The 20120-nt window shown below is 59.3% G+C and carries 13 protein-coding genes and 3 pseudogenes; 10 read left to right on the plus strand and 6 right to left on the minus strand.

Going from position 1 to position 20120, the window contains the following annotated elements; all coding sequences use genetic code 11:
* Positions 1–44: 44 nt before the first annotated feature.
* Positions 45–5261, minus strand: coding sequence for a non-ribosomal peptide synthetase (locus tag AO277_RS07075; protein WP_099258842.1), 5217 nt, complete (start codon positions 5259–5261; stop codon positions 45–47).
* A gap of 289 nt (positions 5262–5550) precedes the next feature.
* Here AO277_RS07075 and AO277_RS07080 point away from each other — a divergent pair, with 289 nt between their 5' ends.
* A complete protein-coding gene (locus AO277_RS07080) occupies positions 5551–6324 on the plus strand; it encodes a helix-turn-helix transcriptional regulator (protein ID WP_044317959.1) in 774 nt (257 codons plus the stop codon).
* Between the two features lie 80 nt (positions 6325–6404).
* On the opposite strand, the gene AO277_RS07085 is transcribed toward AO277_RS07080, so the two are convergent.
* The 3 genes from AO277_RS07085 to rpiB form a co-directional block, all read right to left on the minus strand.
* Complete coding sequence (locus AO277_RS07085) at positions 6405–8780, minus strand: membrane-bound PQQ-dependent dehydrogenase, glucose/quinate/shikimate family (protein ID WP_044317960.1); 2376 nt, start codon at positions 8778–8780, stop codon at positions 6405–6407.
* Positions 8781–8852: 72 nt separating this feature from the next.
* Positions 8853–9833 (minus strand): sugar-binding transcriptional regulator, encoded by a 981-nt coding sequence (locus tag AO277_RS07090; RefSeq protein ID WP_044317961.1) that lies wholly within the window; start codon positions 9831–9833, stop codon positions 8853–8855.
* A gap of 67 nt (positions 9834–9900) precedes the next feature.
* Positions 9901–10362: a ribose 5-phosphate isomerase B gene (gene rpiB / locus AO277_RS07095; RefSeq protein ID WP_044317962.1), complete on the minus strand. Its 462-nt coding sequence runs from the start codon at positions 10360–10362 to the stop codon at positions 9901–9903.
* Positions 10363–10643: 281 nt separating this feature from the next.
* Between rpiB and AO277_RS07100 the strand changes: the two are divergent.
* The 9 genes and pseudogenes from AO277_RS07100 to AO277_RS07140 all read left to right on the plus strand — a co-directional run.
* Positions 10644–12141 (plus strand): annotated as a pseudogene (locus tag AO277_RS07100) (sugar ABC transporter ATP-binding protein).
* Positions 12138–13115, plus strand: coding sequence for an ABC transporter permease (locus AO277_RS07105; protein WP_005743693.1), 978 nt, complete (start codon positions 12138–12140; stop codon positions 13113–13115). Before AO277_RS07100 ends, AO277_RS07105 begins: the two are co-directional and overlap by 4 nt.
* A 43-nt stretch (positions 13116–13158) precedes the next feature.
* Complete coding sequence (locus tag AO277_RS07110; protein ID WP_005743692.1) at positions 13159–14169, plus strand: substrate-binding domain-containing protein; 1011 nt, start codon at positions 13159–13161, stop codon at positions 14167–14169.
* 221 nt (positions 14170–14390) lie between these two features.
* The gene (locus AO277_RS07120; protein WP_005732100.1) at positions 14391–15146 is read left to right on the plus strand and encodes an SDR family oxidoreductase; all 756 of its coding nucleotides are present in this window, start codon (positions 14391–14393) and stop codon (positions 15144–15146) included.
* A 29-nt stretch (positions 15147–15175) separates the two neighbouring features.
* A pseudogene (locus tag AO277_RS07125) lies at positions 15176–16212 on the plus strand (zinc-binding dehydrogenase).
* Positions 16213–16252: 40 nt separating this feature from the next.
* Positions 16253–17254, plus strand: coding sequence for a dihydroxyacetone kinase subunit DhaK (locus AO277_RS07130; RefSeq protein ID WP_044317963.1), 1002 nt, complete (start codon positions 16253–16255; stop codon positions 17252–17254).
* Positions 17255–17257: 3 nt separating this feature from the next.
* Positions 17258–17902, plus strand: a complete 645-nt coding sequence (dhaL, locus tag AO277_RS07135; protein ID WP_044317964.1) for a dihydroxyacetone kinase subunit DhaL — start codon at positions 17258–17260, stop codon at positions 17900–17902.
* 173 nt (positions 17903–18075) lie between these two features.
* A complete protein-coding gene (locus AO277_RS28420) occupies positions 18076–18231 on the plus strand; it encodes an NAD(P)-binding domain-containing protein (protein ID WP_162837021.1) in 156 nt (51 codons plus the stop codon).
* 57 nt (positions 18232–18288) lie between these two features.
* Positions 18289–18462: pseudogene (locus tag AO277_RS07140) on the plus strand (LysR family transcriptional regulator); the annotation flags it as partial.
* Positions 18463–18520: 58 nt separating this feature from the next.
* Here the strand turns inward: AO277_RS07140 and AO277_RS07145 are convergent.
* Positions 18521–19261 carry a GntR family transcriptional regulator gene (locus AO277_RS07145; protein WP_005732092.1) on the minus strand — a complete coding sequence of 247 codons (741 nt, stop codon included), beginning with the start codon at positions 19259–19261 and terminating at the stop codon, positions 18521–18523.
* Between the two features lie 28 nt (positions 19262–19289).
* On the minus strand, positions 19290–20087 hold the full coding sequence (locus AO277_RS07150) for an HAD-IIA family hydrolase (RefSeq protein WP_044317965.1): 798 nt from the start codon (positions 20085–20087) through the stop codon (positions 19290–19292).
* Between the last annotated feature and the right edge of the window lie 33 nt (positions 20088–20120).

A 20120-nucleotide genomic window follows, 5' to 3' on the forward strand; every position in this document is an offset into this window, starting at 1 on the left:
GCCAGGACTGGCAGGGGATCGTCCTTGCCTTGATGCAATGCCGGTTACAACGCGAGCAATTCGCGAGTCAGCACGCCCAGCGACCAACCGTCGGCGACGATGTGGTGCACCGTCAGCAACAACACATGCTGCTCGTCTTCCACCTGTAGCAGGCAGCCACGAATCAGCGGCCCACGCGTCAGATCGAACGCTGCGGTAGCCTCTACAGCAACACGTTCGGCCAGTGTTTCCGGCATTTGACGCAGATCTTCAACATGCAGGACCGGCATGGCCGCAGACGCAGTAAACATCACCTCTGCGCCCTCTTCGCAGGCGATGAACCGGCTGCGCAGGGTTTCGTGGCGCTCGACGATCCGTGATACCGCAGCGGTCAGCGCAGCTACATCCAGCAAGCCCCGTATGCGCAGGGCCAGCGGGATGTTGTTCGCCTCATTGCCACCCTCCATCTGCGCCAGGAACCACAAGCGCTGCTGGGCGAACGACAGCGGTAACGACTGATCACGCGGTGCAGGCAGGATCAACGACAGTTCACTGCGCCCGGCACCGGCCAGCGCACTGGCGACGGCAGCCAGCTCGCCCAGCGCAAAGAGCTCGCCCAACGGCAACTCCATGCCCATCTGTTGACGCAGCTGCGACACCATGCGCATGGCCAGCAAGGAATGCCCACCCAGATCGAAGAAGTGGTCGTGGCGGCCTACCTGTTCAATCTGTAGAGCTTCAGCCCAGATCTGCGCCAGAGCCACTTCAATCTCACCCTGCGGTGGCTTGTAGGTCAGCCCCAGCAGCACCGATGATTCGATCAAAGCCGTTTCCGATTGCTCCAGTGCCTGCACCAAATGGACAAGGGCTTGTTGCACATAAGCGCAAATCCGTTGCGGATCAATACCCGGCGCAGTCTGGGCAGTCAGGCTGAACGCATCGCCGAAGTCATCGATACACAGGGTCAGCGGGTAGTTGCTGCGCTCTTCTGCATGCACGACCTCAATCCCTTGCCATGCAGCGTTGCTTGCCTGGTCATCGACCTCAGGCACAGCGCTGTGGCGGTAGTTGAGCAACGTATTGAACAGCGGCGCGCCAGCCGGCAAGGCGCTGCATCGCTGGGCCAGTGCCAACTGAGCATGCTCGTGGGTGAGCATGCCGACCAGACGAGCGTGCAGGTCGAGCACCGCACTGCGCGCGCAATGCCCGCCCAGGTTCATGCGCAGCGGCAAGGTGTTGATAAACACACCCAAGGCCCGCTCGCCGCCTTCGCCACCGCGCAACCGTCCAAGCAGTACGGTGCCGAATACCATGCTGTCGCGCCCGGACAACTGCCCCAGGACCTGAGCCCAGGCCAGGTGCATCAAAGTAGCGGCGCTGACGCTCAGTTGCCTTGCCTGATCACGAACCTGACGGCACAGGGCGATGTCCAGTGTGAGTCTGGCCTCGCCAGGAATCTGATCTGCCGATGCCATTACCAGGCCGTAAGGCAGGGTTGGCTCATCGACATCGCCCAACTGCTCGCGGAAGAACGCTTCATGGGCCTCGTCGCCAGGCCCTTGCAGGACGTGGGCAATGTAATTTCGGTATGGCACGGGCGCGACGAGCGAAGCTTCGTTGCCCAGCAGTACGGCCTGCAATTCATGGCTCAGTACATCAAGGGCAATATGGTCCATGATCACATGGTGGTAACGCAGAACCGCCGCAATCCTGTGGTTGGCCGGGTCATGGGCATAAACCAGATGCAGCAGCGGTGCTTGAGTAAGGTCCATGCGTGGGGCATTGAAAAGGTCGTGCAACGCTGTCTCTTGAACGAGCATGGGAGCCTGACGCCAGACCACCTGCACCGGCGTTTGCAAACCTTCCCAGAACAACGCGGTGCGCAGCATATCGTTGCGTTCGATCACCCGCTGCAATGCATCGCAGAAAGCGTTCAGCCGCGACACGTCGGCGAACGCGAACTGCGGCTGCAACAGGTAGGGATCACTGTCCCCGGCGGTCAGATGATGGTAAAGAATGCCTTCCTGCAACGGTGCCAGCGGGTAGATTTCCTGCACGTTGGCAGCGCCGCCCGGTACGCTGGCGACAATCCGATCAATGGCCGATTGTTCAAGCGAGACCAGGCTCAACATCTGCGGTGTGATCCGGGCACACCCTGGCGGGATAAGGTTTGCAGGTGCCTTGAATGCCTGAGCATCGTTTTGCCAAGCGGCCAGCGCAGCCAGTGTCGGCTGGCTGAGCAGCGCATGCACATCTGCCGTCAGCCCCGCCTTGCGCAGTTGCTCGACCAGGTTCACGGCCAGCAAGGAATGACCGCCCAATTCGAAGAAGTTATCGTGTCGCCCTACCCGCTCCACACCCAGGACTCGCGCCCAGATGGCCGCCATTGCGATCTCCACCTCGCTCTTAGGTGCCTCATAGGCTTGCCCCAGCAGGTACGCCGGGTCCGGGTCAGGCAACGCGCGACGGTCAAGCTTGCCGTTGGCCGTCAGCGGCAGTGAAGCCAGACGCGTGAACGCGCGCGGCACCATGTAACCCGGCAGTCGCGCCCGCATCGCAGGGCTCAGTGCGTCGGTGTCGACCGCAGACGTTTCAGTGAACCAGGCCAGCAGCTGCAAGTCGCGAACCAGTACCACCGCATCCTTGACACCCTCCAGGCTGGCCAGCATCGCCTCGATTTCTCCCAGCTCGATGCGCATGCCACGAATCTTCACCTGATCATCGTTGCGCCCCAGGTAATCCAGGGTCCCGTCGGCGTTCCAGCGCACCAGGTCACCGCTGCGGTACATACGCGCTTGTTCGACATCGCTGAACGGGTCGACGACAAACCGCTCTTCGGTCAATTGCGGCTGGTTCAGGTAACCGCGCGCAGCGCCTGCGCCACCGATGTAAAGCTCACCGGGAACGCCCACGGGCATTGGCTGCAACTGCTCATCGAGCACGTAAACCCGTGTGTTGGCGATGGGGCCGCCGATGTGCAGCGAGCCATTGGCCAATATCTGGCCAGAGGTGGCGACTACCGTCGTTTCGGTCGGTCCATAATTGTTGACCACCGCATAACGGCGGTTATGAACAAATTGACGAAGGCGGTCGCCGCCGATCAGCAGAGTGCGCAGGGTCGGATGTTCTTCGTCCTGGCTGAAGGCGTACTCAGCCACTGGAGTCGGAAGGAAGCTGACGTCCAGCGGCTGGGCACGCCACCAGTTCAGCATCGCTTCAATGTCCTCCCCGCTGTCCTGAACCGGGGCCAGGTGCAGGGTTGCGCCAGCGCACAGGGTCGGCCAGACCTCCCAAGCCATTGCATCGAAGCCGAATCCGGCCAAGCTGGACGTATGACTGCCTGCCTTCACATCGAACGCACTGCAATGCCAGTCAACCAGATTGGCCAGCGTACGATGCTCCACCATCACGCCCTTCGGCTGACCGGTGGAGCCCGACGTGTAGATCACGTAAACCAGATTGTCACTGCTCAGCCCCGCTACCTGCGGATTGTTGTCAGCCCCCTGGCCGTCTGCGCAGTGGTCCAACTCGATCAGCGGCATTGCCAGCGGTGGCAGACGGTCGATCAGCGTTGATAGCGTCAACACCACCACCGGCGCACTGTCGCTGAGCAGGTAATGCAAACGTTCGCGTGGGTGTGACGGGTCGATGGGCACATAGGCAGCCCCAGCCTTGAGGACCGCCAACAGCCCGACCAGGGTCTCCAGGCTACGGCGGGAAACGATGGCAACCCGGTCGTCAGGCCGTACGCCCTGGTAGATGAGGCGCTGGGCCAGCGCATTGGCCTGCCGGTTGAGTTGCGCGTAGGTCAGGTGCTGCCCCTGATAAACCGCTGCCACCGCATATGGGCGGATTCGTGCCTGTTGCTCGATGCGTCGATGAATCAATTGCTCGTCGGCAGCAGTTTTTTCAGTCTGGTTCCAGGCCTGTATCTGCAATTGCTCGGCTGGCGCTGAAATGTGGAAGTCTTGAAGCTTGAGCGTCGGGCTTTCAAGGCCCTGCTCCAGTATGTGCAGCAGACGCCCGGCGATGGCCTGGGCTTCGGCATCTTCGATCCAGGCGCGATGGTGGACCAGATGCAGCGCCGCATCGTCGTTGTAGCTGTTGGTGCGCAAGTGTATGACCAGCGGCGTGGCCTCATAGCCATTGGAGACTTTTACCGTGTGTGCCTCAGCTTCGCCGTAGCAGTAATCGTGGTCTTCCAGCTCGTAGGACACCGAGACTTCGAACAACTGCGCGCGCTCCTCGCGGGATAACTCCAGGCTGCGATTGAGCTCGCTCAGGGGGAAACGTTGATGACGGAAGTCACGTTTCAGCGCATCACCTACCTCGACCACCAGAGCACCGAAGTCCAGCCCGTCGGCGAAGGCCATGCGCACCGCACTGACCTGCGCGAAGTGGCCGAGGGTGGCCTTGAAGCGCGCGCCGTTGCGGTTGAGTAACGGCAAGCCCACAATCCATTCGTCGCGTTGCGCCGTGCGCGTGAAATAGACATGCAGAACCGCCAGCAAGACATGAAACGCCGACGCATTGTGGCGCTCGGCAAATTGCTTCATGCGCACATGCAATGCCTGGGGAAGTGCCTGCACCCAGGCATGGGACGGCGCCGGATCTGTCGCCCGACGGTTGTGGTAGCGCGATACCAGCAACGGTTCCGGCAGTTCACGGTATTTTTCCAGCCAATAGGCCTTGTCCAGCGAATAGCTCTTCGACGCTTGGTACTGCGCGTCGTCGGCAATGAAGGCTCGGTAACCTGGCGCACTGAGTTCAAGGCATTCACCTGCCATCAATGCGCTGTAAAGCTCGCCAAGGGACTTGAACAACTGGCCGAAGCCCCAACCATCAAGAATCAGATGGTGGGCCTGGCCCACCAGCCAGTGTTGATCCTGGGCAAGACGGATCAGGCGGAAATCGAGCAGTGGGCTGCCATCCAGTGCGTATGGACGCCGCATGTAGTCATTGACCAGCGCTTGCGCTGCACGGGTCGGCTCGGGGTGATCACTGAAGTCGTGTAACGGTAGGGTCAGCGGCATGACAGCAGCGTATGACTGAAGCGGCAAGCCATCCGCCCCTGCTCCCGGCATCAGCACTGTGCGCAAGCTTTCGTGAGCGGCAACCAGTTGTTCCAGCGCTCGATGCAGATTCGCCGGGTCAACCGGCCCGGTCAGTTGCAGGTAGCCGCCGATGTTGTAAAGCGGAGAATCGCCACGGCTGATCTGGTCAAGCCAGATATCACGCTGAGCAGCGGTCAGAGGGAAACTGGGGCAAACATGGCTCAAGATCCTTCTTGACAGGTAAGCCGCGGATTAAGCACTGCCGACTTGCCTATGTATGGCCCCTTAAACCCGGACAGACCCCGGCGACTGGCTTATTGCCACTCTTTATCGCTCATACATGTTTGGCAGGTTGAAAATCTGTCCCCGTTTTCCGTTACAGACGCACGACAAAAGCTTTGGCTGAATACCAAAGACCCAGTCCAGTCATCAGGCTTGTCAGTTATTGCAATCAGTAGTTACCGCGCAGCAGTCGACCAAGGTCCTTTTTGCGCGGTCGGAATCAGGAAAGCTCAAGATGAACACGGCGCAACATTTCGAATACAGCGACGATCCACGCTTCTATCTGCAATTGGCTCAACTGGTTTCCAGTACCGGTGCCGGCACATTTTCCGAGCAGATGTTGCACTTGGTGGGTTCGCTGGTGCCTATTCACGGGCTTGAGCTCAGTGAATGGACACTGGACGTGCGTCAAAGCAGTATCAGTCGCATCAATCTACTCGGCAGCGCCGGCCTGCAGCACGATCCTCCGAGCACCGAAACAACTGACCATCCTCTGCTATCAAGCATTCTGCACATGCAGGCACCGTTGCTGGTCCAGCTCAAAACCCCGCTTGACGCGCAACGCCCACAGCAAAACACTCACCAGTGCAATCTCGTTTCCAGCAGCGGTGACCGTCGACGGATCATCTGCGTTTATAGGTTGACTTCCCTGCGCGCGTTTTCCCTGACCGAGCTTTCATTGCTCAAGAGTCTCTCCGACACCCTGTTGCCGCTGGTCGAGCATCATGCACAAATCCTTGCCCAGGCAGGCCATCGCAAGCCCAGTATCGAGCCGGAGCCCGGTTCTCTGGATCAGGCATTCAGTGGCAGGCTGGCACAGGATTCGGTCACGCTGTCCGCACGCGAGCAGGAGGTGTGTCTGGGTTTGCTGACCGGCGGCACTGTGGCCGAAATGGCGCAGCGCCTGAAGGTGAAGAACAGCTCGGTGGAAACCTACCTCAAGCGCGCCACCGCCAAACTCGGCGTCAGCGGCCGGCATGGCCTGGCACGCTGGATGGCAGGCGGCTGATACTGCCTGACGCAATGCGCAGGCATCATACGGATGCTGAAAAGGGCCTTTCCGGCCCTTTCCCCTGCCCTGACCCGATCTCAATCAAGCCGGAACGCAATCACACTGTCACCCAGTGTCGTACCAAGCGATCCGTGGCCGCCAGCCGCGATGATCACGTACTGTTTGCCATCACTGCCGGTATAGGTCGAAGGCGTCGCTTGCCCTCCAGCCGGCAATTCATGCTCCCAGAGCACGTCTCCGTTATTCACATCGTAAGCGCGAAAGAAGTTATCCGCTGTCGCCCCATGGAATACCAGACCACCTGCGGTAACCAGCGGACCACCATGGGCTACCATGCCCATCGGAAAGCCGACTGGAAAACGCTCCTGCATGAAGCTGGTCTTGAGGTTTTTGGCGATGCCGACCCGGCGTATCCATTCGGTTTTGCCGGTGTCCAGGTCAACCCCTGCCAGGGTTCCCCATGGTGGCGCGGTGCAGGGAATGCCAAGGCTGGAGGCGAACCTTGAGATGCGAATGGCGTAGTCACCGTTGAAGTTTTCGTTCCAGTACGGCTTGCCTTCCTGAGTGAACAAACGCTTTTGCGCGTCCTGATCGGGTCGCTTGATCAGGTTGTAGATATAAGCAAGGCGTACCGGTGCTGCAATAAGCAATTGGCGGTCAGGATCAACCGCCACTGAGCCCCAGTTGAACACACCGATGTTGCCGGGATAGATCAGCGAGCCCGCCTCTGTCGCAGGTGTCCAGGGATTGCCGTCATAACGAAGTGAGTTGTAGGTAATCCGACAGGCCATCTGATCGAAAGGCGTAATGCCCCACATGGACTTCTCGGTCAACGCCGGGGGAATGAAGTTAAGCCTCGAGACCGGCTGGGTCGCCGCAAAACGCTCGCCCGCAACCGCGCCTTCGGTGCGAACACTGACCTGGTCAACAGGCACTATCGGCTCGCCGGTCAGGCGGTTGAGCACGAAGATATTCCCGACTTTGGTCGGCAACAGCAATGCAGGCTGCCTGTTGCCGTCTTTTCCCACAGCAAGCAGCGACGGCTGTGAAGGGTTGTCGCGATCCCACAGGTCATTGTTCGACGACTGAAACTTCCAGCGCAGCGCACCTGTTTTCAAGTCCAGCGCCACCAGCGCATCGCGAAACTTCTCGGAGTTGCTGTCGGGGTCACGCCGGGTGCCGGTTTCGTCGGGCGAGGCATTGCCGAAGGGAACGTACACAAGACCGTTTTCAACATCAGCGCTCAGGGTTGCCCAGGCAACAGGTGTGTCCTGCGGATAGTTCTGGTCGGCCGCTATCGGCTGGGTAGTGTCGGGGTTTTGCGGGTCGAAGTTCCACACCAGCTGGCCAGTCATGACGTTATAGGCGCGGATGACGCCGGACGGGTTGCCGTCGTCGTAGCCGTTATCCATCACCGAACTGCCAATCACGATCAACTCGCCTGCAATCAGTGGCGCAGAGGTCTGCATCAGCGCGTGTGGACGAATCTCGCCCATGTTGACGCTCAAGTCGATCACGCCACCGTTGCCGAAATCGCCGCACAATTTACCAGTGTCTGCATCAAGCGAGACCAGCCTGGCATCTGCGGTGGCGGTGATGATGCGTTTTGCGCATTGAGCGGGCTGTGGTGCCTGGCCAGTCGAGCTGGATGCAGCGGAATAATAGCTGACGCCCCGACAGGTCTGATGCTGCTGCAAGTAGGAGCGTTTTTTCTCGGGCGTGTATTTCCAGGCCAGTTCCCCGGTCTGCGGGTTCAACGCGTGCACTTCGTTATGCGGCGTACATACATACACCCGGTCGTTGATCTTCAGCGGCGTCGCTTCAAAGGTGTACTCGCCCGCATCCTTGCCTGCGTCACGCAGGTCGCCGGTGTGGTACTCCCAGGCGACCGACAGCTTGCCGACATTCTTCTGGGTGATCTGATCAAGGCTGGAAAAACGCTGACCGGCAGTGGTCCCGCCATAAGCCGCCCAGTCCTTGCCTGCCGACTCGGCGCTACGGGTGGGCGTTGCATTACTGATCTGCCCTTGAAGCGGGTACGGGTCATGAAACATGAGCGCAACCACGATCACCAGCATCACCCCCAGCGTACTGCCGAGAAAGGGATGAAAACGACGGTTATCGAAGCTCGAACCTGCCTGATAAAGCGGCAGCACCACCCAGGGCAGCGCCAGCCAGAGGCCGATCAGCGCAAACAGATCACCGCGGGGGATCCATTGCCATTTGTCAAAGCCGACTTCGTAGATGATCCAGATCAGAATCCCCCACATAAGCAATGCATACAGGGTCAGCGCCGACTTCTTTTTCAGAAAGATCAGGGTTGCCGTGACCAGCAAGACCAGAGCAATGATCGAGTAGGCAGGAGAACCCCCGGCAGCGACCAGTTGCGCACCCATGAACAGCAGAATAAAACTCAGTATCGCGATCACGATACCTGTCACTTTCAGAATCATCGTCCTTGTCCTTTCTTGTTATGACCTTGCGCTGCAAAGCTTTTTCGACGCCACGCCATCCTGCGTGTCGATTCAGTTTTTGCGCGTCGCGTCATCCAGCGCAAGGATGGTATGGGCGTTAGTGACTGTGGTCGCCAGGGTATTGATCACACCTGAGCGCAATGCACTCAGCGTGGCCGCTGCTTTGGTGTTTTCGCTGGCGATGGCCACTACATCCGGGATACGAAACAGCTCTTGCACGGTCAGGCCGATAACCCTGCCCTGAATGGCGTTGACTGCCGGCTGGCCGTGAATATCGATGAAATCATAGCCCATCATGTCGCCCACGGTACCGGACAATCTGGCCTGGGCAATCTCCTGCGGAGAAAACCAGCCCATACGCACCATGTTGCTGTTTTCGCTCATGTCACCGATGCCAATCAGCGCCATGTCTGCGCGGCGGGCACGGTCCAGTGTGGAGCGCACAGTGTCATTGCTGATCAGAATGCTGCACAGCTCGGGGTTGGCCACCAGGGCAGGCGCGTACAGGCTTTCACTTTCGCCACCGAAGCGCAGCGCCAGACGGCGGCAGATATGATCGGGGTTCATGTATTCGCCAGCCTTGAGCGAACCGCCAATGGCGCAGACAAATGTGCAGTTGCGCGTGACCGGCAAAAACACGTTATCCGCCACTGCGCCGACATTGCGGCCCATGCCGACGGCAACGATCATTCCATCGCTCAGGGTTTTGTTCAGGTAGTTGGCAACCAGGCTGGCGACCGCCGAACGTTGGGTGTCAGGGTCGCTGTGGTCGACTGCTATCAGCGCCCTGTCGAGCTGAAAGCGCTCTACCAGCGCCAGCTCCAGCTCGTTGTTCATTGCCGGGTGCTGCAGCACGCGCACTTCGACAATACCTTCATCGCGTGCGCGCTTGAGCAGCCGGCTGACTTTTGCGCGCGACAGGTCAAAGCGCTTGGCGATGGCTTCCTGAGTGACGTTCTCAAGGTAATAGAGCATCGCGACTTCAGTCATCAGATCGATGTCGCTGGTCATGCGCTCGGTACTGTCACTCATGTGGACGAGCTTCCGTTTCGACGTCAAAGGCGCATTCTCCCTACTCCCGCCCTGTGCCGTCCACTCTCTATTGATGCTCGTCGCGCTCTATCGCGTTAATACGCTCGACCTTGGCGCCGGAGCGAGCCGCCTCGAACTCCGACTCCAGAAACGATTTGACGATGCTTTTCGCCAGTTCCGCACCGATCACCCGTGCACCGACGGAAAGAATTTGCGCATCGTTGCTCTTGCGTGCCCGCTCTGCCGAGTAGGTGTCGTGAGCCTGAGCTGCACGAATGCCAAGGACCTTGTTGGCGGAGATGGCCATGCCTATTCCAGTACCACAGACCAGCACGCCAAGCCGCTGCTGGCCGGCATTGATCGCCGTGGCGACCGCCAGAGCGATGTCCGGATAGAGCACCGGCGCAGTGGAATGAGTGCCGAAGTCAGTCACCGGATAACCCAGTGACTCGATATGGCGCTTCAACAGTTCCTTGAGTTCATAACCCGCTTCATCACATCCGATAGCCACCGGGAAAGGTGTGTTCATGGCATCAGGCTCCGCTGTCGAGTTCTTATTGTCTGACCAAATGTTCAATCGGTGAAATTCCGATCAGTCATTTCTCGGGCATTAACGACGCACTGTCAAGCGGCTTTTTTGCATGAACACTGGGCAAAAGCTCTCATTTGCGATGAGCGGAGCCAGAAATCGACGCTTTAAAACTTTTATATGAAAGAGATTGACTGATCAGAATTTCATTTGATACACATATGCTCACTGAGCAACGAATCAGTACACCTAATAAGAATTCACAGCACGAGGACACGCCAATGGCTACGCCATTACTGCTCCAGGCTGAAAATGTCACCAAGGCTTACGCCGGTATCCCCGCCCTGCGCGATGGGCGTCTGTCATTGCGAGCCGGAAGCGTGCATGCCCTGTGTGGCGGCAATGGCGCGGGCAAGTCCACCTTCCTGAGTATTCTGATGGGCATCACCCAGCGCGATGCCGGGACCATCCTGCTCAATGGTGAACCGGTTCAGTTCAGCCGTCCTGGCGACGCCCTCGCAGCCGGAATCGCAATGATCACCCAGGAACTGGAGCCGATCCCCTTCATGACCGTCGCCGAGAACATCTGGCTGGGCCGCGAACCGCGCAGGGCCGGGTGCATCGTTGACAGCAAGGAATTGAATCGGCGCACCCGCGAGCTGCTGGAAGAGCTGGAGTTCGATGTCGACGCCACCAGCCCCATGCACTTGCTGAGTGTGGCGCAGATACAAGCAGATACAACTGGTGGAGATAGCCAAGGCATTCAGTCACGACTGTGAAGTGATGATCATGGACGAGCCCACCTCGGCGATTGGCGAGCGCGAGGCGCAAACCCTGTTCAAGGCCATCCGCCGACTGGCTGCTCGAGGCGCAGGCATCATCTATGTCTCTCACCGCCTCAGCGAGCTGGCGCAGATTGCCGACGACTACAGCATCTTTCGCGATGGCGCTTTCGTCGAAAGCGGACGCATGGCTGATATCGACCGGGCACACCTGGTGCGCGGTATCGTGGGCCAGGAGTTGCAGCGCATCGACCACAAGGTGAGTCGTGAATGCGCCGCCGAGTGCTGCCTGAATGTCGAAAGCCTGAGCCGCAACGGCGAATTCGAAGACATCAGCCTGCACGTGCGTCACGGTGAAATTCTCGGCATCTACGGGCTGATGGGGTCGGGTCGCAGCGAGTTTCTCAACTGCCTGTACGGCCTGACCACGCCCGATTCGGGCAGTGTCACCCTGCAAGGCAAACCCATGCCGATCGGTCTGCCCAAGGCAACCATCCGCGCAGGCGTTTCACTGGTCACCGAAGACCGCAAGGACAGCGGCCTGGTGCTCAGTGGCAGCATTCTTTCCAACATCGCCTTGTCGGCTTATAGACAGCTGTCGAACTGGTCGCTGATCGATGCGCGCAAAGAGCACAAGCTGGCCGAAGACATGGTCAGGCGCCTGCAGATCAAGACCGCATCACTGGATCTGCCCGTTGCGTCGATGAGCGGCGGCAACCAGCAGAAAGTGGTTCTCGCCAAATGCCTTTCGACCGAGCCGGTCTGCCTGCTCTGCGACGAGCCGACCCGAGGCATTGACGAGGGCGCCAAACAGGAAATCTATCACCTGCTGGATCAGTTCGTACGCGCTGGCGGGGCCGCCATCGTGGTTTCGTCGGAAGCACCGGAACTGTTGCGCCTGAGTGATCGAATCGCTGTGTTCAAGGGTGGCAGGCTGGTGACTATCAGCAGCGATGCCGATCTTTCCCAGGAAGTCCTGCTGAGTCTTGCCTCATGAATGCCAAAACCATTGTCGCCCCTGCCACCACTGCGCCACGCAGCCGCCTGCGCTTGTCCGTTGATCGCTTTGGCCTGCCGCTGGTGTTCATTCTGCTGTGCCTGGTGATGGCCTTTGCCAGCGAATATTTCATGACCTGGCGCAACTGGATGGACATCCTGCGCCAGACCTCGATCAACGGCATTCTCGCGGTCGGCATGACCTACGTCATCCTGACCAAGGGCATCGACCTTTCCGTCGGCTCTATTCTGGCGTTCGCCGGGTTGTGCAGCGCGCTGGTGGCGACACAGGGTTACGGCCTTCTGGCTGCGGTCAGCGCCGGGATGTTCGCCGGGGCCATGCTCGGCGTGGTCAACGGCTTCATGGTCGCCAACCTTTCAATCCCGCCGTTTGTGGCCACCCTGGGCATGCTCAGTATCGCCCGTGGCATGACTTTCATCCTCAATGACGGCAGCCCGGTGACGGACTTGCCCGAAGAGTATCTGGCGCTGGGCATCGGCAGGGTCGGCCCGATTGGTGTGCCCATCATCATCTTTGCCGTGGTCGCGCTGATTTTCTGGATGGTCCTGCGCTACACCACTTATGGCCGCTATGTGTACGCCGTCGGGGGCAACGAAAAGAGCGCACGCACCTCCGGGATCGGTGTGCGCAAGGTGATGTTTTCGGTGTACGTGGTTTCCGGGCTGCTGGCGGGACTGGCTGGCGTGGTGTTGTCCGCCAGAACTACCTCCGCCCTGCCCCAGGCCGGTATGTCTTATGAGCTGGACGCCATCGCCGCGGTGGTCATCGGCGGCACCAGCCTGTCGGGTGGCACCGGCAGCATCGTCGGCACACTGTTCGGCGCATTGCTGATCGGGGTGATCAACAACGGCCTGAACCTGCTCGGCGTGTCGTCCTATTACCAGCAGGTCGCCAAGGGCCTGATTATCGTGTTTGCGGTGTTGATTGACGTGTGGCGCAAGAAAAAACGCTAAACCGGCATGAACGACTGACTACAACAATAACGAGGTTCTCATCATGAAATTCGGTACATCCCTGGCCGCGGTCGCGGCGTTCTCCCTGCTTGCCAGCAGTATCTCCATGGCCGCCGATGGCAAGACCTACAAGATCGGCGCGGCGGTGTATGGCCTCAAGGGCCAGTTCATGCAGAACTGGGTGCGTGAGCTCAAGGAGCATCCGGCGGTCAAGGACGGCACCGTGAAGATCACCGTGTTCGACGGCAACTACGACGCACTGACCCAGAACAACCAGATCGAAACCATGATCACCCAGCACTACGATGCGATCATTTTTGTGCCCATCGACACCAAGGCAGGTGTCGGCACCGTGGCAAGAGCGATGGAGAATGACATTCCAGTGATCGCTTCCAACACCCGGGTTGCCGGCAACAAAGTGCCCTACGTCGGCAACGACGATGTCGAGGGCGGTCGCCTCCAGGCGCAGGCCATGGTCGACAAGCTCAAAGGCAAAGGCAACGTGGTGATCATTCAGGGTCCGATTGGCCAGTCAGCCCAGATTGATCGTGAAAAAGGCGAGCTGGAAGTCCTGAGCAAACACCCGGACATCAAGATCATTGAGAAGAAAACCGCCAACTGGTCACGTGCCGAAGCCCAGACGCTGACCGAAGACTGGCTCAACGCGCATCAGAACGGCGGTATCTCCGGGATCATCTCGCAGAACGACGATATGGCTCTCGGGGCCCTGCAAGCGGTGAAGTCCCGCAACCTGAAGCCTGCGGACGTGCCGATCACCTCCATCGACGGCATGCCTGATGCCATTCAGGCTGCGAAGAAAAATGAAATCACCACCTTCCTGCAAGACGCCCAGGCGCAATCCCAGGGCGCACTGGATGTCGCCCTGCGCGCCCTGGCCGGGAAAGACTACAAGCCACAGTCGGTGATCTGGCAGCGCTACGCCAAGGACGTCAAATGGGGTGACGGCACGGACAAAAACTACATCCTGCCTTGGGTACCGGTCACCGACGCCAACGCCGATGCGCTGTATCAACAGGTCAGCGGCGGCAAGTAACCGGTCTGAGATTCCCGCTTCTGCCCGAAGGGCGTGGAAGCGAACCGGGCGACGCCTCGCTTGTTTGCGAAGACAGTGTTTCAAACGACGCATTTTCGGCGTTCATACCGGCCTCTTCGCGAACAAGCGAGGCGTCGCCCGGTTCGCTCCCACGGCCTTCGGCCAGAATCAAAAGCTGACGTGTTTGAGTCTTAAAAAACAGCGCTAAAGGAGTCATTTTCATGTCTGAATTCTGGAACAAGGCCTTCGATCTCAATGGCCGTTGCGCGGTCATCACCGGCGGGGCCGCAGGGATTGGTCTTGCCTGTGCCCGCCTGCTGGTCGAGCGAGGCGCTCGGGTGGCACTTCTGGACCGCGACCTTACAGTGGTCGACGTGGCTGCCAGCCTTGGCAGCGGGAACATCGGCATCACGGTCGATCTGCGCAGGATCGATCAGGTCAACAGCACCATCGACACCGTCTTTGAGCACTTCAAGCGCATCGACTATCTGGTCAACAGCGCTGGTGTTGCCGTGCTGGACAAGGCTGTCGATGTCAGCGAAGAGGCTTGGGACACCACTCTGGATATCAATCTGAAGGCCAGTTTCTTCGTGGCGCAGGCCTGCGCCCGGCACATGCTCACCCAAGGCAGTGGGCGCATCGTCAACCTCGCTTCGCAGGCTGCCGTAATCGGCCTGGACCGGCATGTCGCCTACTGCGCAAGCAAGGCTGCCGTGGTCGGCATGACCAAAGTACTGGCCATGGAGTGGGCACCGCACATCAACGTCAACGCCATCTCACCCACCATCGTCGAAACCGCGCTGGGCAAAAAAGCCTGGGCGGGCGAAGTCGGAGAGCGGGCCAAATCGCAGATCCCGGCAGGCCGCTTCGCTCAGCCGGAGGAAATAGCCGGGCTGGCCCTGTACCTGCTCAGCGATGCCGCCAGCATGATCACCGGCGAAAACGTGGTGATCGACGGCGGCTACAGCATCCAGTAATTCACTTTTCTGTTGCGAGGTTTATCGTCATGTCCACCGTCATTGAACGCACTGCCGAACAACTCTCTCCCGTGATTCCGTCCACCATGCAAGCGGTGGTTTGCTATGGCCCGGAAGACTACCGGCTGGAGACCGTCGATGTGCCGACGCCAGGCCCCGACGAAATCCTCACCAAGGTAGAGCTGTGCGGGATTTGCATGGGCGACATCAAGACCTACCGCGGCGCTCCGTCATTCTGGGGCGATGCCGAGCAGCCCCGTTACGTCAAACCACCGATGATTCCGGGCCATGAATTTGTCTGCCGGGTGGTCGCGCTCGGCCCAGGCGCAGAAAAGCGTGGCGTGCAGATCGGCGACCGGGTGATTTCCGAGCAGATCGTCCCGTGCTGGGCGCGATGGCCCAGTACATGATCTTCACCAAAGAAGGCATCATCCATAAAGTGCCGGATTCGATTGCCCCGGACGAAGCGATCCTGATCGAACCACTGGCCTGCTCGTTGCACGCGGCAGAACGAGCCAATGTCGATTTCGACGACATCGTGGTGGTCGCCGGTGCGGGCACGCTGGGCCTTGGAATCATTGGCGCAGTGCGTATGCGCAATCCGAAAAAACTCATCGTGCTGGACATGAAACCCGAGCGCGCCGCCCTCGCCTTGCGCATGGGCGCTGACGAGGTGTGGAACCCGGCCGAGGTCGACGTGCTGGCGAAGATCCGTGAGATAACCGGCGGCTACGGCTGCGACATCTATATAGAAGCCACAGGGCATCACAAGGCGGTCAATCAGGGCCTGGCGATGCTGCGCAAACTTGGGCGCTTTGTGGAGTTCAGCGTGTTCAACGACGAGGCCACGGTGGACTGGTCGATCATTGGCGACCGTAAGGAACTGGACGTACTCGGCTCCCATCTGGGGCCTTACATGTACCCGCGCGCCATCGACTTCATTGGCAACCGCAAGATCGACATGCGCGATGTCGTCACGCACAAATTCCCCCTGGCGGAGTTCAAGGAGGCGTTCGCGGTCATGGAGCGTGGCGACAAATCATTGAAGGTCGTTCTGCAACCTTGACCCACCCGATCCTTATAAAAAGAACACAGGAAATTGCGTTATGAACCGAGTGATAAACGATCCGGACCAGGTGGTCGAGGACATGCTGCGCGGCATTCTGGTCGCGCACCCCGAACTGACGCAGAGTGACAGTAATCCACGGGTCATCAGCAAAACCCGGCCTTCGGAGCAAGGGCGCGTCGGTATCGTTACCGGCGGCGGCTCGGGTCATGAACCGGCCTTTCTCGGCTATATCGGTCCAGGGCTGGTAGATGCGGTAGCGGTCGGCGAGATTTTTTCCTCGCCTACTGCCAAGAGCTTTTTCGACGCCTTTCGCGCGGCCGATCACGGTGCAGGCATCGCCTGCCTGTACGGCAACTACGCGGGCGACAATATGAACGTGAAGCTGGCGATGAAAATGGCCGCCAGCAAAGACCTGCAAGTGCGCACCGTGGTGGCCAACGACGATGTGGCCTCGGCGCCGAAAGCCGATATCGCCAAGCGTCGTGGCGTGGCCGGGGAAATTTTCATGTGGAAGGTCGGTGGCGCTGCCGCCGCACACGGTTACGATCTGGACGGCGTGATCCGTGTCGCGCAAAAGGCCGTGGATCAATGCCGATCCATCGGTATCGGCCTGACGCCCTGCACCATCGCGGCGGTCGGCAAACCCAACTTTCAGATCCCCGACGGCAAAATGGAGCTGGGCATCGGTCACCATGGCGAACCGGGTATCGAAGTCATCGACATCGAGTCTGCGGCGGCCATGGCAGAACGCATGCTCGCGCCGATTCTGGCCGACCGGGATTTCAGCGTGGACGACAGCGTAGTCATGCTGGTTTCAGGCCTCGGAGCAACACCGGTAATGGAACTCTACGTGTTCTACGCCGAAGTCGAGCGTCTGCTCAAGGCTCGGGGCTTGAAAATCCATCGTTGCTACGTGGGCAATTACTTCACGTCGCTGGAGATGATGGGGGTAACCCTGACGCTGCTTGGCCTGGACGCCGAACTGAAAACCCTGATCGACCACCCTTGCCGTTCCATCGGCATGACCCAGGCGGAGTGAACCATGAGCGAGCAATTCTCTACCCAACATGGCACTGCCATCGTTGCCGACCTGGTGAGCGTGATCGTCGCCAACCGCGAATACCTCAGCGAAGTAGATGGCGCGATCGGTGACGGCGACCATGGCATCAATATGGCCAAGGGCTTCGCCCACTGCGGTCGTACCATCGAAGGCCGCCAGTTGAGCCTCGCCGAGGCGCTGGATGAGCTGACCCTGAGCCTGATGGAAGGCATCGGCGGATCCATGGGCCCGCTGTATGGCAGCCTGTTTATCGGCATGGCCGATCAGGTACGCGGCTGCGAGGAGATCGATGCCGCGGCCTTCGCCAAACTGCTGCGTGGCGGCCTCACTTCACTGCAGGACATCACCGAAGCCGGCGTCGGCGATAAATGCCTGATGGATACGCTGATTCCGGCCGTCGAAGCCTTCGAGCAGGCCCACGCACGGGGTGAATCATTCAGCGCGGCGCTTGATGCGATGAAAAGCGCCGCATCACAAGGGCGTGATTCAACCCGTGATCTGGTAGCGAAGATAGGCCGAGCGAGTCGCCTGGGCGAACGATCGCTTGGCGTGCTGGATGCCGGCGCGGTGTCGTGCTGCCTGATCCTGACGCAATTGGCGGATTCAGTGCAGCCGAGGCTGGTATGAGCGGCTACATGACAGTCCAGTGTGAATAGGCACCTTCATTCATGAAGCAGTTTCATGAGCCTATCCCGATAACACCCCATTGTTGACCAAATGACAGCGCTATAAGGTGATCCGGACATCACGCAGCGAATCTGCACACGCGGATTCGCTCGCGTTTCACCGAGGAACTGTTCATGAAAGACCCGAGAAAAGTCACCGTAGTCATCGGTGCAGGCTCCATAGGGCAAGCCATAGCACGGCGTGTCAGTGCGGGCAGGCACGTCGTGCTCGCCGATTTGCGTCAGGACAACGCCGAGGCGATGAAATCGAAATCGAACTGGCAGGCCTGAGCGACCTGCGCGATACGCCTGCCGGCAAGATCCGCATCAATGCGATGGCCCACTCGCTGGGAGTTCGCCAAGGATGGCGAGAGCATGAACGTGCGTGTCACCGGTCAGGTCACGTTCAACGGGGTCTATCCACTGCTGGATGCTGCACTCGATGGCTTCGGCCGGAGTTACATTCCGCATGACCTTGTCGCCGAGCATATCGAAGCCGGACGCCTGATTCAGGTGCTGGAGGCATTGCGCTACCGGTGATTCATCAAACGACCGAAACGCGCAGCCCCGCAGCCATCGCTCATTGTGTTTGCACGCGCAGCCTGGCGGGCTCGCGGCTTTTCTCGGCGTAATGCCGCGCGCGACGTAAAACATGCTGGGTGGCTCTGCGCGCTTCCTCCTTGTTGAGTTCGACATGCGCTTCCAGCAACTGCTGAGCCTGTTGAGGTTGATGTTGCAAGAGGGCCTGAAGAATGCTGCCATGCTCTTCGTACGTTGCATCGACTCTGGAGGCGCTGAACTCAAGACGGCGGATAGTCCGGGTCTTCTCGGTGATCTCGTAATGCAGCCTCGCCATTTCCCGGTTACCCACCGCCTCTACCAACGCACAATGAAACCGCTCGCCCAATCTGGCCAGGATATCGGTGTCCCTCAATCGCTCGTGTTTCGGCACCAGCCAGGTGCGTGTTAGTTCATCAATCAGCGGCTCGACGCTCAGGTCCATCAAGCCCAGCCTGGCAAGCGCCTCCAGTTCAAGCACCACACGCACGTCATACAACTCTTCGAAATGTCGGGGATCAAAGGGACGTACTTGCCAGCCGCTGCGGTAATAAACCTCCACGTACCCTTCCTGCTCCAGCCGGAACAATGCCTGTCTGACCGGTGTACGACTGGCCTGAACGCGTTCTGCCACCTCACCTTCAGTAAATCGTTCGCCGGGTAATAGACGAAATTCGGAAATGTCTTCTTTGATGCGAGCGTAAATCCGCTCCGATATATTTTCCGGGCGTTCTTTCGACTTTTTGGCACATGCTGTCTGCATTGATGATTCGTCCTTGTAATCCGGTTACTTAACGTTGGTCATGACGATCTGCGGGATTGCCGGACGCCCACCAGCGCGGAAAATCTGCAATGCCGTCAATCACCGCATCCACGTTGTGCCTATGGGCATCAAAAAGTGCGAGATCATATTTCCCGGTACGCACCAGCAGGCTGCTGGCACCAACGGCTTTCGCCCCGGTGCAGTCGGTCAAAACATCATCACCCACCACCAGGGTGCGGCTGGCGCAGGTATCGAGTTTGCGCAGGGCAGCCTCGAAAAACATCGGTGACGGCTTGCCCATGACCAACGCCTGCACCTGCGCTGCGGCCTCAAGACCGACGATGAAGGTGCCGCAATCGAGACGCTCCCCATCACGATCGAACCAGAACAGGTTTTTTTGCAACGCAATAAGACGAGCGCCGCCCCGCAGCATGCGGAAGCAGCGATTCAGCGTTGCGTAATCGAATGCCTCGCCAATATCGCTGATGACCACCACGTCAGGGTTTGTATCGTCTGTAAGAATGCCGTTGAAGGCCGCTCTGATCGAGTCGGGCACCAGCAGATGGCACTTGAGTTGCGCATGCTGCTGCAAATAGCCCACACAGGCCGTTGTGGCAGTCTGAATTTCGTCGGGGACCACCTCGATTCCGGCCTGACATAGCTCTTGCGCCAGGGCCTCCGGCATCTTTGCCGTGGTGTTGGTCAGCAGTTGCAGGCGCAGCCCCTGAGCCCTGGCGAAACTCAGTGCCTCGGCTGCACCTGGTAAAGGCTGTCCCTTGAGAATGAGTGTACCGTCGATGTCCAACAGCAGGCTGTCAAAATTCATGGATAAGCTCCCTGTGGCTGAAATGATCGGGGC

The sequence above is a fragment of the Pseudomonas amygdali genome, from assembly GCF_002699855.1.
Classification (GTDB): Bacteria; Pseudomonadota; Gammaproteobacteria; order Pseudomonadales; family Pseudomonadaceae; genus Aquipseudomonas; species Aquipseudomonas amygdali.